At 49.3% G+C, this 13,862-nt stretch carries 10 protein-coding genes; 4 read left to right on the top strand and 6 right to left on the bottom strand.

Annotated features, from left to right (window positions below; translation table 11 throughout):
• Window positions 1-75 precede the first annotated feature (75 nt).
• Window positions 76-1,140, top strand: a complete 1,065-nt coding sequence (locus L6466_RS11720; RefSeq protein ID WP_237803584.1) for a glycoside hydrolase family 43 protein — start codon at window positions 76-78, stop codon at window positions 1,138-1,140.
• Here L6466_RS11720 and L6466_RS11715 read toward each other — a convergent pair.
• Genes L6466_RS11715 through L6466_RS11705 form a run of 3 tightly spaced genes read right to left on the bottom strand, consistent with a single transcriptional unit; the run spans window position 1,073 to window position 5,645 of the window.
• Entirely contained in the window at window positions 1,073-3,541 is a 2,469-nt protein-coding gene (locus tag L6466_RS11715; RefSeq protein ID WP_237802757.1) for a 4-alpha-glucanotransferase, read from the bottom strand. The genes L6466_RS11720 and L6466_RS11715 overlap by 68 nt on opposite strands.
• 47 nt (window positions 3,542-3,588) lie before the next feature.
• The gene (locus L6466_RS11710; RefSeq protein ID WP_237802758.1) at window positions 3,589-4,374 is read right to left on the bottom strand and encodes a glycosyltransferase family 2 protein; all 786 of its coding nucleotides are present in this window, start codon (window positions 4,372-4,374) and stop codon (window positions 3,589-3,591) included.
• A complete protein-coding gene (locus L6466_RS11705) occupies window positions 4,371-5,645 on the bottom strand; it encodes a glycosyltransferase family 4 protein (protein ID WP_237802759.1) in 1,275 nt (424 codons plus the stop codon). Before L6466_RS11705 ends, L6466_RS11710 begins: the two co-directional genes overlap by 4 nt.
• Before the next feature lie 1,067 nt (window positions 5,646-6,712).
• Between L6466_RS11705 and L6466_RS11700 the strand changes: the two genes are divergently transcribed.
• Window positions 6,713-8,686, top strand: coding sequence for a glycoside hydrolase family 43 protein (locus L6466_RS11700; protein ID WP_431356497.1), 1,974 nt, complete (start codon window positions 6,713-6,715; stop codon window positions 8,684-8,686).
• A 314-nt stretch (window positions 8,687-9,000) separates the two neighbouring features.
• Here the strand turns inward: L6466_RS11700 and L6466_RS11695 are convergent, their stop codons facing one another.
• Together L6466_RS11695 and der are read right to left on the bottom strand one after the other, a co-directional pair.
• On the bottom strand, window positions 9,001-9,402 hold the full coding sequence (locus L6466_RS11695) for a hypothetical protein (protein WP_237794763.1): 402 nt from the start codon (window positions 9,400-9,402) through the stop codon (window positions 9,001-9,003).
• The gene (der, locus tag L6466_RS11690; RefSeq protein WP_091814410.1) at window positions 9,402-10,715 is read right to left on the bottom strand and encodes a ribosome biogenesis GTPase Der; all 1,314 of its coding nucleotides are present in this window, start codon (window positions 10,713-10,715) and stop codon (window positions 9,402-9,404) included. The genes L6466_RS11695 and der overlap by 1 nt, the downstream gene beginning before the upstream one ends.
• Window positions 10,716-11,025: 310 nt before the next feature.
• On the opposite strand from der, the gene L6466_RS11685 reads away from it, so the two are divergent.
• Window positions 11,026-11,877, top strand: coding sequence for an OmpA family protein (locus L6466_RS11685; protein ID WP_091850816.1), 852 nt, complete (start codon window positions 11,026-11,028; stop codon window positions 11,875-11,877).
• A 116-nt stretch (window positions 11,878-11,993) separates the two neighbouring features.
• On the opposite strand, the gene L6466_RS11680 is transcribed toward L6466_RS11685, so the two are convergent.
• A complete protein-coding gene (locus L6466_RS11680) occupies window positions 11,994-13,184 on the bottom strand; it encodes a phosphotransferase (protein ID WP_237802760.1) in 1,191 nt (396 codons plus the stop codon).
• A 109-nt stretch (window positions 13,185-13,293) separates the two neighbouring features.
• Between L6466_RS11680 and L6466_RS11675 the strand changes: the two genes are divergently transcribed.
• Window positions 13,294-13,815, top strand: a complete 522-nt coding sequence (locus tag L6466_RS11675; protein ID WP_091850810.1) for a TlpA family protein disulfide reductase — start codon at window positions 13,294-13,296, stop codon at window positions 13,813-13,815.
• Window positions 13,816-13,862: the final 47 nt, after the last annotated feature.

The raw sequence follows: 13,862 nt of genomic DNA, 5'->3' as shown, positions 1-13,862 counted from the left end.
GGGCTTTTTTTGTGGTATTGTTTGCATAATCCGGGGAATATTTGTATTTTTGCAGCATCAAAAAATATCATGATGATGAAAAGACTTTATATCTCGTTGGTAGCGCTGACGACAGCAGTGCTCGGCATAATGGCTCAGAATCCGCAGAAGGGCAACTATGGTTATTTGTATTGTCACATGAGTGATAAGGGTCAATGGACGGCTTTTGCCGTAAGTCGCGATGGTTATCACTATGAGGATATCAAGGGAGGCAATCCCGTGATGGACCCCAAAGAGCATGCCCGTATCGAGGGCGGCCAGAGAGATGCCTATATCTGCCGCTCATGGAACGGCAAGGGCTACGTCATGGTCACCACCGACATGAACAATGCCATGACCAAGGCACTGAAGAAACAGAACGACTGGGACAACTACGGCATCGACCTGCTCACCAGTAAGGACCTGATCCACTGGGAGAGCGTGAGCTTCGACTATCGCCAGGGTGTGACCATCTTCTCTAATCCCGAGGCCGAGAGCGTGTATAAGGACTGGAGCACCATCAACCGTGTGTGGGCACCGCAGATTTTCTGGGATCCCGACTACGTATGGGAGAATGGCGACAAGGGCGGCTATATGATTTATTACTCCATGTGGAACCGTGCCGAGGAGAAGTACGACCGTATGTACTACTCGTATGCCGACAAGAGCTTCACAAAGTTAACCCAGCCCAAACTGCTGTTTGACTGGGGTTATGCCACCATCGATGCCGATATCAATCTGCTCAGTGATGGCAAATATCACATGCTGATTAAGAAAGAAGGCGGCAAGCCCGGCATCTATACCGCTACCAGCGACCACCTGACCTACGGCTGGGGCGAGCCCATCGAGGACGACTACGTGTCGTTTGAGGGTAAGAAGAAATGCGAGGGCTCCAGTGCCTTCCAACTGATTGGCGACAAGACATGGCGCGTGGCCTATATCCAGTATAGCGACCGTCCTAAGCACTACCGCATCTGCAAGGCCGACGAGAACCTGCGCAATTTCCATGACCCCGTGGATATCGAGGGCGTCACGGCACCACAGCACGGTTCGTTTATGCGTCTAACCAAGAAGGAATACAAGCGGCTGCTGAAGTGGTCGAACGGTTCCCTTGCTGAATAAGCAGCATCACCTCATGATTAAAGTCATCGGCATTGAGCAGTTGTTCAATGTTGAGGTGCATGCGGTAGCGCCAGTAGTGACGCGGATTGGCAGGGATATTGATACGCTCGGCATTCTGGTCGGGCAGACGCAGCTTCTCGTCAATGGCAATCCAGTCCTGGAACGACATCAGACAGAGCATTGAGGGCGATAGCAGATGGCGTGATAGAACTTCCTTTGCCAGTTTGCCGGGCAGGGGATGCGGTGCCTCACCATCCATGTGGAGCACGGTCTCGTAGTATTCCTGGGCACGCTCCTCATCCTCGTCCCACCATTGGCGCAGCGTGGGCATGTCGTGCGTAGAGAAGGTACATACCGAACGGTAGGGGTTGCGCTGCAGATGACCGAAGCGCACACCATACTCCTTGGGCATGGTCTGTATCTCAAGCGAAAGGATACGCAGGTCGTTCATCACCCATGCCACGCATTCAGGCACCATTCCCAGGTCCTCTGCGCATACCAGCATACGGGTGGCCTCCGTCAATCGGGGCAGTTTCTTCATGGCCTCGTTATACCAGAACTGGTTGTTGCGGCGATAGAAATAGTCGTCATATAACCGACAGAAATGCCATTGCTCACCTTCGGAGAGTTGCTTGAATGCCTCCAGTTTGGTGGCGTTGATACGTGGGTGCCACATATTCTTGCGATAATGATCCTCCAAAAATAGATCTTCCACAAAGGGCAAGCCATAGGCTTCCACCTCTTCACGCGACATTGGCAGTGCCGGCTGGAACTGTCCGTAGAGGCCGCTCTTCTCGGGCACGGGAATCTCCCAGATGCGGAAGAAGCCCAGAACATGGTCTATACGGTAGGCATCGAAATACTCAGCCATCTTGCGGAAACGGCGTACCCACCATGAACAGCCGTCCTTGAACATCTCTTCCCAGTTGTAGGTGGGGAATCCCCAGTTCTGTCCGTCCTCACAGAAAGCATCGGGTGGGGCACCCGCCTGTCCGTTGAGGTTGAAATAGCGCGGTTCTACCCATGCCTCCACACCGTCGCGACTGATACCAATGGGGATGTCGCCCTTCAGAATTACGCGTTGTTTACGGGCGTGGACATGCACGTCGTGCATCTGTTTGTCAAGGTTGTACTGCACGAAATACCAGAAATCGAGCACTTTTTGCTCGGGCTTAGGCAGTTTCTCGGGCCAGGTGGAGAAAACCGCCGTGCCAAATTTATCCCTGTAGTAGCAGAAGCGGGCATAGGGCTCCAGCCACTCACGGTTGGCCTCGAAGAACTGCTTATAACTGGCGCGGCGCTTCAGTCCCGCACGCTCCTGTTCGAAGATAATCTGCAGATAGGCCATCTTTGCCTCGCTCATGCGCTCATAGTCTATCTGAGGCAGGGCGTTGAGCTCCTGTCGTATCTCCTCATATTTCCTGTTGAGTGCCTCGTCTTTTATCTTGGGCAACTGTCGCAGGTCCATATACTGCGGATGCAGGGCATAGATACTGATGGCATTATAGGGATAGGAGTCCTGCCAGGTGCGCGACATCACGGTATCGTTGATAGGCAGAATCTGCAGGATGCTCTGATGCGTCTTGGCACACCAGTCCACCATCATCTTCAAGTCACCGAAGTCGCCCACGCCGAAGCTGCCCTCACTGCGCAGGGAGAAGACGGGAATCACGGTGCCGGCACCTTTCCACATCGGTATCGAGAACCATGCTTGTTGCAGTTCATATACCATTACCTGTCCCTGTACCAGTTCGGGTTTCTCAAGTATGCGGTTTTCGCAGTTCTCCCAGATAACCGTCAACGCCTGTTTTCGGTCTAAGGGGAGAATCACAAATTTATATTCTGTGCGTTGCGGCAGTCGGTCGGCATCCAGACTAACCACCCACTCATGACATTCATGCTCGGCCATGGGCAGCGCCTTTGCACAGTTCCAGCAACCCAGGTAATCCGCAGAGCCTACCAGCGCCAGACGCTCACCGTTGCGCAGCTGTGGCGCACGTACTTTCAAACGGATGGTGTGGTCGTATTCTGTCTTCGTGCTCAACTGGCGTTTGCGTGCCATCACACAGTCCGTGAAGGCCGAAGAATACATATAACTGTCCTCTGGCATGTCCAGCCAGTGGTCGTTCACGGTATAGTATGCCCCTTTCACGGCTGCCAGTTCCAGTCGGTGCGGCTCTGTCAGCCACTCATGGCGCATCTCTTTCTCGCCGCGCATCACACTATAATAGTAGTCCATATAGGTACCACTATCTTTCAGGCATTTCATCTCCACCTGCCAGTGCAGTCCGTCGAGGCTTTGCATGGCATGCCTGTCCACTTGTCCGTTATCTTCCAGAAAATTCAGTGCAACATGCTCACCGAATCCCGTGCGGTATTCCAGGTTAAACTGTAGTCTCATATATATATATTATCTATCGTCTTAACTCCTTTAACTCCTTTAACTCCTTAACTCCTATAACTCCTAATCACAAACCAAATATGCATCATAATCGTTGTCAGCAGCCCGTAATGACGTCGCATCACGTCGAAGCGTTCCTTCAGCGAGGCACGGTGATTCTTGGTTGTTGCTCCCTCCTCGGTATAGTTGGCCACCACCATATTTATATTATATAGAGGTAAGCCCATGCGTTCCGACTCGCGCATCACGCGGATACACCAGTCCACATCGGCCGAGAAACGGTAACGCGTGTCGTACGTCAGGTTCTTCGCGATATCCAGTCGGGCATAGAATGCCTGATGACATACCAGCATGCCCTGACGGAATGAGCGCCATGTCAGTTTTGCCGGCGGTTGCAGACGGCGGGGATGCAGGAATCGTCCCTCGTTATCCACGATGTCCGTATTGCCATAGAGCACACCCGGCAGTGCTTCCGAGGGATACTCCGTCAGTTTGCAGCGGTGCACTATCTGTTCCAGTGTATCATTCTGCGGGAAAAAATCGCCGGCATTCAGATAGACCACGTAGTCGCCATAGGCCTGTGTCAGTCCTTTGTTCATGGCGTCATAGATACCGTGGTCGGGCTCCGACTTGATAATCACCTTATGTCCGCTGTCCGAGGCATCCGACTGTTGTTTGTAGGCTTCAGCCATAGCCAGCGTGCCATCCTTTGAGGCACCGTCGATAATCAAGTGTTCCACGCCTTCGTAGGTCTGGTGCAGCACACTCTGCAGCGTACGCTCCAACACCTGTTCGGCATTATAGGTTATCGTGATGACTGTAAATCGAATCATAACATGAAATGTTTTTGTGCCAAAGCCTGCTGATAGACCTCGGTATATTGCATGGCCACCTGCTGCCCTGTGTAGTGTTGGCGCACCTTGGTGATGGCGGCATCAGACAGTGCCTGATAGTCGGCCTGATGCAGAATCCAGTTGATGCCACGGGCTAAGTCGGCTGCCGACTTATACTCGGCTACATAACCATTCTTCTGATGGTCAATCTCCTCGGGGATGCCGCCCACACGGAAACCGATGCAGGGCACGCCACAGGCCATTGCCTCCATGATGGTATTGGGCAGGTTCTCGCTGAGCGACGGCAACACGAAGACATCGGAAGCCCTGTAGATGGTAGCCATGCGCTGTGGGTCCGACACATAGCCTAAGGGGTAGGCAGCGAAGGGCAACTGGTCGGCCACCTCGTCGGCATGACCGCCTAAGATGACCACACCCGTCTTTTCCTTCATCTCTGGATGCTGCTCGGCCAACTGCCTGCAGGCTTCTATCAGGTACGACATCCCTTTATTAGGATTCGTCACGCGCTGACATACAAAGAGAATCAGTTGCTTGTTGGCAGGCAACTGTTCACCCTCGCGGGCTTTTGCCTTGTCGCCAGGACAAAATATACGGGTTTCTATGGGGTTGGGAATACTGGTGATGGTCTGCCCTTGCAGCAGACCACTACTTTTGGCTTCCTGTTCCAACCATTTGCTGCAGGCAACAAAGGAGATATTCCCCTCACTGAGCATCTGACGCTTGTGGCGCCATACCTTTGTGGAGAGGTCGTTGGCAGAACCGCTGCCAGGCAGATATTTGCAATGACAGCATGACTGGCGGAAAGCGGTGCAGCCTAATGTTAGATGACAGATACCCGTTGCGGGCCAGATGTCGTGCATGGTCCATACCACGGGTTTGCCTGAGCGCAGAATCCTGCGGATGCCCTTCAGCGACAACATGCCCTGATTGATCCAATGCAGGTGAATGATGTCGGCTTCCTTAAACTCACGTAGTTTCGTGATGTCCGTACCACTATTAGCGATATCCAGTTCAAAGAGGTGGTCGCGCTTGAAGTGTAGGTGAAGGAAGATGACCAGTCGTTCCCACAAGAAATGCCATTTCTTGCCAATTGTTCCTTCCAGGCCTGCCACGCAGATATCACCTGTTTGCTTGTCGCGTACCAGCATCTTGGCCTTTACGCCATGGTTGTTCAGCGCATCCATCAGACGGTTGGCTGCAACGGCTGCGCCACCCGTCTGTTCGCTTGTATTTACTATCAATACTTTCATTGCACGGACAAAGGTACGAATAAATTAAGAATAAAACTCATAAAAACGATATTTTTGTTGTGTTTGCGCACACAAAGCGTTGATTTAGGTCAAGAACAATGGGTATTTATACACTTAATCTACAAAAAGTATTGCGTAGTTCAGAAAATCGTCGTACCTTTGCATCGTCAAAAGGTTAATAGATTGTTTTAGGTTAGTAGTAATATTTATAGTTTTAGGTTTTTAGTTATTGGTAAAAAAGAAAGTTTTCAACTGTAGGATAACAGGTGGTCGCTGTGAAGCTCCCATTTAAACTTTCAAATTTTTAGTCCTTGTGGACTGAAAATTTCTTTTTAGAAAAAGGATTTTTAGTTAAACATAGGCTTGTTCCGCTGTTGCTCGAGAGAGTTGCAGCGGACTTTTTTTGTGTCACCAGCAGTTATTTGTCTGAAGACAAAAACATATAATCCTTGGACAAGCCAAGTATTGTATTAGGTGGTCGCCTTCGGCTCAAAATTCTTGCGTCCCTACGGTAGCAAGCGAGCGGAGCTCGAGCGTTAAGAAAATCTATAATAAAAATTATAAGGACCTAAAGGTCCAGAAATGGATGGAGTCGCCTGCGGCGAGAAATCTAACAAATCTTTCCAAATCTACCAAAATCATTTTTTTTTCGACATTAATTATCATTAATTAAACCATTAATTGTCATTAATTGCTACGCATCAAAAATAATTAATGAAAAATTAATGTTCAAATTATATGGTAATTATATGTTCAAATATATTTTTTGTTTGATTTGGAAAGATTTGTTCGATTTCTTGCGTCCCTTTGGTAGCAAGCGTCTCCTTCGTCGCCGAGCGCTATCCGAAGGACACTCCATCCATTTCAGGACCTTTAGGTCCCTATAATTTTTCAAATTAATTTTTTTATAATTTTGAGCGTAGCGACCCCAACCTCTAGAATCGCTTGCGATTCTTTATGTTTTAATGTTTTTTTCCAAAATTATTAGCCACGGATTCAAATAAATGTTGTACCTTTGTACCAAATAATAGTGTTCAGTAAACAACATAACTAATTAATACAATAAAATGAAGATGATGACTAAGACCTTGCTAACTGCTGTGCTGATAGCCGTTAGCGCCAGTGCTACCTTCGCTAAAAAGAAACAAGTGACCCCACAGCCACAGGATCCCAACGAGATGGTGGCTTACCTCTTTACTTATTTTAATAGTAATGACCCCAAGGACGAGCAGATATGCTATGCCCTGAGTGAGGATGGCTATAACTACACACCGATTAATGACGGTATGCCCGTTATTTCCAGTGATACTATCGCTCTGACACAGTGTGTGCGCGACCCGCATATCTTGCGCTGTGAGGATGGCAAGACCTTCTATATGGTGGTCACCGATATGAAGTCAAACCTGGGTTGGAACAGCAACCGTGGTATGGTGCTGCTCAAGAGTACCGACCTGATTAACTGGCAGCATACTGCCATCAATTTCCCCACACGCTATACCAAGACCTGGAAGAATGTGCAGCGTGTATGGGCTCCCGAGACCATCTACGACCGTAAGGCCGGTAAGTACATGGTGTTCTATTCCCTGGCTTCCAGCGACCGCGGCTCTTATGATAAGATCTACTATCAGTATGCCAATAAGGACTTCACCGATCTGGAAGGCGAGCCAAAATGGCTCTTTGATGCCGGTTGCGCCACCATCGATGGCGACATTGTCTATAATGAGGCCGACCAGATGTACCACCTCTTCTATAAGCAGGAGGCGGGTAGGGGTATCTACCAGGCTGTGGCCAAGGAACTCACCGATAAGTGGCAGATGATTGGTGGTAATGTGGAGCAGACAAAGGAGTCTGTTGAGGGTGTTGGCGTCTGCAAGGCTATCGACGGTAAGTCATGGATTATCATGTACGACTGCTACGGCAATGGCCACTATCAGTTCTGTAAGTCGGAAGACCTGAAGACGTTCCAGTTTGTGCAGAACACTGAGATGCGAGGTAAGTTCACCCCTCGTCACGGCACTATCATCCCTATTACCCGTGCCGAGAAGGAGCGCCTCTTGAAGGCTTTCCCCAATCATAAGCAGCCTATCCTCTCTGGTTTCCATGCCGACCCAGAGGTGCTCTATTCCAATAAGACTAAGAAATACTATATCTATAGCACCACCGACGGCACTCCTGGCTGGGGCGGTCACGACTTTAGCGTGTTCTCTTCCACTAATCTCATCGACTGGAAAGACGAAGGCAAGATGCTCGACGTGAAGGGTGATCAGGTGAAATGGGCTACCGGTAATGCCTGGGCTCCTTGCATCATCGAGAAGAAGGTGGGCAAGGCATACAAGTATTACTTCTATTTCTCGGCCCATAACCCCAAGAGCAACCGCAAGGAGATTGGTGTGGCCGTGAGCGACAGTCCCACCGGTCCTTTCGTGGACAGTGGTGCGCCTATCATCACCGATGCCGACCGTCCCAAGGAGGCACGTGGCGGACAGGCTATCGATGTGGATGTGTTCCAGGATCCAAAGACGGGCAAATGCTATCTCTACTGGGGTAATGGCTTCATGGCTGGTGCCGAACTCAATGCCGATATGCTTTCTGTGAAGAAGGAGACCATCACACATCTGACACCGAAGGGGGGCAACCTGCAGACATGGGCTTTCCGAGAGGGTGCTTATGTGTTCTATCGGAAGGGCACCTATTACTTCATGTGGAGTGTTGACGATACCGGTTCTCCCAACTATCACGTATGCTACGGCACGGCGAAGTCGCCCCTCGGTCCTATCACCATCGACGAGAACAATTATATGGTTATCAAGCAGAAACCCGAGGACAAAATTTATGGCACGGCCCACAACTCTGTGCTTCAGATTCCTGGTAAGGACGAGTGGTACATCGTCTATCACCGCATCAACAAGAACTTCGTTCATCACGAGCCAGGCATCCACCGCGAGGTATGTATAGACCGTATGACGTTCGACAAGCAGGGACGTATCATTCCCGTCATACCTACGCTCGACGGTCCCGCTCCGTTGGCGGTCAAGAAATAAAAGACAAAGAAGAAAATCCATGAATAATTTAGGTTAGAAATAACTTTTTTATTTAGCCTTCACCTTTTCTGCAAATTGTTGATTATTAAGCAGATATGGTGAAGGCTATTTTTGTGCCTTTGAAACTCACTGATTTTGAGGTCCTATCTCATAGACTTAGGGGTCGTAACTCATAGGTTTACGCATCGTAAACCTATGGTTTAGGACCTCAAAGTCCTTATTTCCCAATCCCTTAACCTATGGTTTCTGAAACGCCCCTCTTTTATATAGTGGAAAAAAGCAGCAAAAAGCCGATGTTTTTGCTGTTTTTTTCTTTATTTCATCATCCATTTTCCTTGATACTCCACCATCGGCACCACAATCTCCTCGCGTGTGCTGTCGCCGTAGTTGACCATCATGAAGACCTGCATCACCTGTAGCAGGGAGTCGTCCTCCGCACGCGTGGGTACGAAACTCACCACCCCCTGGTGTGCCTCCTCCTGCTGCCGCATGAACTGTTTGAATGCTGTAAGCAACTGCTCGCGAAAACTGTCGGGGATACTATCCATGTGGGCACGTCCGTTAAGGAATGCCTGATAGTCGCCTTCGAGCAGGGCAGCATAGTATTCCCGTGCTGCCTCTTTTGCCTTGTCCTCGCGCGAGGCCTCACCACAGCTTATGAAGCCCATTAGCCCCATCAAGCCCATCAGCCCCATCACCACAATCCTCCTCATCATCACTTCTGGCGGATAAACACGTTGATGGGTGAACCTGTCAGTGTCCAGTGCTGACGAATCTGGTTCTCCAGAAAACGACGATACGGCTCTTTGATGTATTGAGGCAGGTTGGCATAGAACACGAAGGTAGGAATCTGCGTGTCGGGCACTTGCGATACATACTTAATCTTGATATACTTTCCCTTGATTGAAGGGGGCGGTGTAGCCTCGATGATAGGCAGCATCACCTCATTGAGCTTATTGGTACCAATACGGGCCTTACGGTTCAGATAAACCTCCTTAGCCGTCTCGAGTACCTTGAAGATACGTTGCTTGGTCAGTGCTGAGGCGAAGATAATGGGGAAGTCCACGAAGGGAGCCATACGTTTGCGGATAGCCTCTTCGAAGGTCTTGATAACAATCTGCGACTTATCCTCTACGAGGTCCCATTTATTCACCACAACCACCAGCGACTTGTTGTTCTTCTGTATCAGCTGGAAGATATTCATATCCTGCGCCTCGATACCACGGGTGGCATCAATCATCAGCACACACACATCACTATTCTCGATGGCACGGATAGAGCGCATCACGCTATAGAACTCCAGGTCCTCAGAGACCTTGTTCTTACGGCGTATGCCGGCGGTGTCAACCAGATAGAAGTCGAAGCCGAACTTATCATAACGGGTGTAAATACTGTCGCGTGTGGTACCGGCGATATCGGTCACGATGTTACGATCCTCACCAATGAAAGCATTAATCAGGCTCGACTTGCCAGCATTAGGACGTCCCACCACAGCAAAGCGGGGGATACCATCTTCCAAGTCGTCCTTCTCCTTTTTAGGCAACAATTCCAGAATCTTATCCAGCAAGTCGCCCGTACCACTACCGGTAGCGGCACTGATACAATAGGGATCGCCCAGACCCAGTTTATAGAACTCATATTGTCCGTAAGTATCCTTGTTGTCATCGGCCTTGTTGGCCACCAACAACACGGGCAACTTCGCACGGCGCAGAATCTGCGCCACGTCCATATCCCAGTCGGTTACACCATTCTTGATATCACACAGGAAGAGCACCAGGTCGGCCTCCTCCGTAGCTATAATCACCTGTTTGCGGATTTCTTCTTCAAAGATGTCGTCACTATTGACCACCCAGCCGCCGGTATCGACCACGGAGAACTCATGCCCCGTCCATTCGCACTTACCATACTGGCGGTCGCGTGTTGTACCGGCTTCATCGCTCACGATGGCCTGACGACTATTGGTCAATCGATTAAAAAGTGTGGACTTGCCCACGTTAGGCCGTCCTACGATTGCTACTAAATTTCCCATAATACGTATTATATTTGGCGACAAAGGTACAAAAAAATCTGCAAAAAGCAATGCTGCGAGGTTAAAATACCATAATTCCGCTTTACTTTTGATTGTTTTACACATCAACTCCGTATATTTGCATCCGATTTTTGTGGGAACACAGGAGTTAAGGAGTTAAAGAAGTTAAGGAGTTAAGACGATACTCCTTTCACTGAAAACTCCGCGGAGAATACGAGGAACAAGACTGACGTCTTAACTCCTTTAACTCCATAACTCCTTAACTCCTAAAAAAAGAGAAACCTTAATTATAAACTAAAAAAGAAAGAGTATGAAGAAAGTTATTTTGTTTGCAGCTACGGCTGCCATACTGCTGAGCAGTTGTGCCAGCAAAAAGGAACTGATGAGTTGTCGCGATGAGAACAAGTCTCTGACATCCAACCTCCAGTCAACAAGGGAGGATCTGGCAGGCAAGAACGCCCGTATTACCTCACTGGAGGAACAGTTGCGCGGCATGCAGCAGGCACTGAAGACCTCAGAGCAGAAGTACGCCAAACTGCAGGAGTCGCTCGACAAGAGTCTGAGCAATGCCTCACAGAACAATATCTCTATTGAGAAACTGGTGGACCAGATTAACGAGTCAAACCAGTACATCCGCCATCTGGTGGAGGTGAAGTCTAAGAGCGACTCACTGAATATGGTGCTCTCAAACAACCTGACCCGTTCGCTGTCTAAGGAGGAACTGAAGGAGGTTGACGTGCAGGTACTGAAAGGTGTTGTCTATATCTCTCTGGCCGACAATATGCTCTATAAGAGTGGCTCTTACGAGATTAACGACCGCGCTGCCGAGACACTGTCGAAGATTGCCAAGATTATCACCGACTACAAAGATTATGATGTGCTGATCGAGGGTAACACGGATAATGTGCCCATCTCAAAGACTAACATCCGCAACAACTGGGACCTCTCTTGTCTGCGTGCGTCGAGTGTGGTACAGGCTCTGCAAAATAAATATGGTGTTGACCCCAAGCGCCTTACTGCTGGAGGACGCGGCGAGTACAACCCCTTGCAGAGCAACGATACCGAATTGGGCAAGCAGCGCAACCGCCGTACCCAGATTATCATCACGCCAAAACTCGACGAGTTCATGGAGTTGATTGGTGAGGCTCCTGAGACGAAGTAATCTATTCGACTACGAATCATTTTAAGGACCACAGATTTCACTGATAACACGGATGATAGTGGCTAAAGCCACGATTAAAGAAATCCGTTAAATCCGTGCAATCCGTGGTCCTTTCTTTATTCCCAGTCCTTCAAGGTTTGACAGATGTCAAGGAGATAATCGCTGTGACGCGTGACACGTTCGTCGAAGAGCGTACGGCATTCGTTAACGACAGCCTCGGGGAACGAGTCGCTAAGCGCCAGCCAACTGAAGCTTCTGACACACGAAAGTGCTTTTATCTGCTCCTTACGCAGAGCAACCTCATCGGCCGGCAGTCCCTCGAAATAATAGTCAATAGCACGGTTCCATAGCTCAGTACCAAGTTCGCGCGGTATCCCAATGATTTTATCGTAGTCGCCCACCAGTGTAACCATGGCTGAGTAGGAGTGTGCCAAATCGAGTATCGGATGACCATAGCCCACCTCGCCCATATCTATCAGCATCAGCTCATCATTTTGAATCATCGCGTTCTTGGCCTGCAGGTCAAGATGCAACAGACGGTTGCTGGCGGGAACTGTATCGAGGATTTGCAGTAAGATGTCTATCTTCTCCTGAGGGAAATAGCGACGGATATGCATCACCTGGTTGCGCTCGTGTTCCAAAGCATCAGGCACACTGCTATCGGCAGGCACCTGAATAGCATGCAGTTGGCGGAAGAGATCGGCATATTTGCGTGCCAGTTCATCCACCCGTTCGGGTGCCTGTTTCAGACAAGCACTCAGCGTTTGAGCTTGCAACAACTCATACACCAGTCCGTATTGTTCACCAACCTTTACCACGTCAAATGAGATAGCAGTGGGCATACCCATGACAAAGGCTTCTTTCGACATGGTAATCTCCTTGAGAACCTCGTCCATGGTCGTGCCTTCACGGAACACCTTGATGATGGTGTCGTCGTTGAGTCGGAAGACGGTTCCCACACCGCCTACACCGATTACCTCGCAGCCCTCAACACTCAGTTGGCGCAGAGCACGCTCTACTGTCATCATCTTGGTGAAACCAGTCATATTCAGCACATCGTAAACTTCTGGATTCACACCGATAATCCTAAAAGGCTTAAAGCGCTTAGCCAGCATCAGCAGGATGCGAAGACCGGAACTTGAGATATAGCTCAGCTGACCAGCATCTACGGTGAGATGCTGGATGTTGCCCGCTGTATCCAGTAACTGTTGGATGTCACTACTCACCTGGGATGAGACAGCAGTATCCAGTCGTCCGCAAAGTGTCAGCGTGGCTTCTCCTTCGTTATTAATTAGTTGCGTAGTCATATTCGCTTGCAAATATACAAAAAATCAGATGAATAGCAAGAAAAAAGTATTATTCTTTTGCTTTTCACGCGTTTCTTCGTATTTTTGCACCATAAAAACAGATTAGACAATGAAGAAAGTATTAGCAATCGTATTATTTGTATCTTGCATCGCCACCACGCTGATGGCCCAAGACCTTGACTCTCTGTATGCCCGCGACCTGTTGACAGTAGGGACAGTGGCACCAGAACTGACCGATGCCGAAGGAAATACCATCTCAATGGAAAAATACCGCGGCCATTACATCGTGTTGGATTTCTGGGCTTCTTGGTGTCCTGACTGCAGAAAAGACATGCCTCAGATGAAGGAGCTCTATGCCCAATATCATACGAAAGGAGTGCAGTTCCTCGGCATATCTTTCGACACCACCCGCGAAGCCCTCGACAACTACCTGAAGAAAGAGGCTATCGCATGGCCACAGGTCACCGAACTGAAAAAGATGAAAGAGTCAAAGATGGCGCAGGCCTATCACATTAGATGGATTCCCTCTATCTACTTGATAGATCCCAACGGCAAGGTGCTGCTCGCTACTGTAGAGATAGAGAAGCTGAAGACTCTGCTGGGGGAGATTTTATATTTTTTGCGTATATAATGCGCGATAAAGGCAGCGAACATTGTAAAAGTAACCCCTTTGCGACT

The organism is Prevotella communis (genome assembly GCF_022024175.1).
GTDB lineage: Bacteria > Bacteroidota > Bacteroidia > Bacteroidales > Bacteroidaceae > Prevotella > Prevotella communis.
Note: the sequence above shows the minus strand (reverse complement) of the source record. Positions and strands in the feature narration are given on the sequence as shown.

Coding starts and splice junctions, on each gene's coding strand:
- L6466_RS11710 (WP_237802758.1), bottom strand. CDS start 4,374: ATGATTCGATTTACAGTCATCACGATAACCTATAATGCCGAACAGGTG.
- L6466_RS11680 (WP_237802760.1), bottom strand. CDS start 13,184: ATGACTACGCAACTAATTAATAACGAAGGAGAAGCCACGCTGACACTT.
- der (WP_091814410.1), bottom strand. CDS start 10,715: ATGGGAAATTTAGTAGCAATCGTAGGACGGCCTAACGTGGGCAAGTCC.
- L6466_RS11720 (WP_237803584.1), top strand. CDS start 76: ATGAAAAGACTTTATATCTCGTTGGTAGCGCTGACGACAGCAGTGCTC.
- L6466_RS11705 (WP_237802759.1), bottom strand. CDS start 5,645: ATGAAAGTATTGATAGTAAATACAAGCGAACAGACGGGTGGCGCAGCC.
- L6466_RS11675 (WP_091850810.1), top strand. CDS start 13,294: ATGAAGAAAGTATTAGCAATCGTATTATTTGTATCTTGCATCGCCACC.
- L6466_RS11685 (WP_091850816.1), top strand. CDS start 11,026: ATGAAGAAAGTTATTTTGTTTGCAGCTACGGCTGCCATACTGCTGAGC.
- L6466_RS11715 (WP_237802757.1), bottom strand. CDS start 3,541: ATGAGACTACAGTTTAACCTGGAATACCGCACGGGATTCGGTGAGCAT.
- L6466_RS11700 (WP_431356497.1), top strand. CDS start 6,713: ATGAAGATGATGACTAAGACCTTGCTAACTGCTGTGCTGATAGCCGTT.
- L6466_RS11695 (WP_237794763.1), bottom strand. CDS start 9,402: ATGATGAGGAGGATTGTGGTGATGGGGCTGATGGGCTTGATGGGGCTA.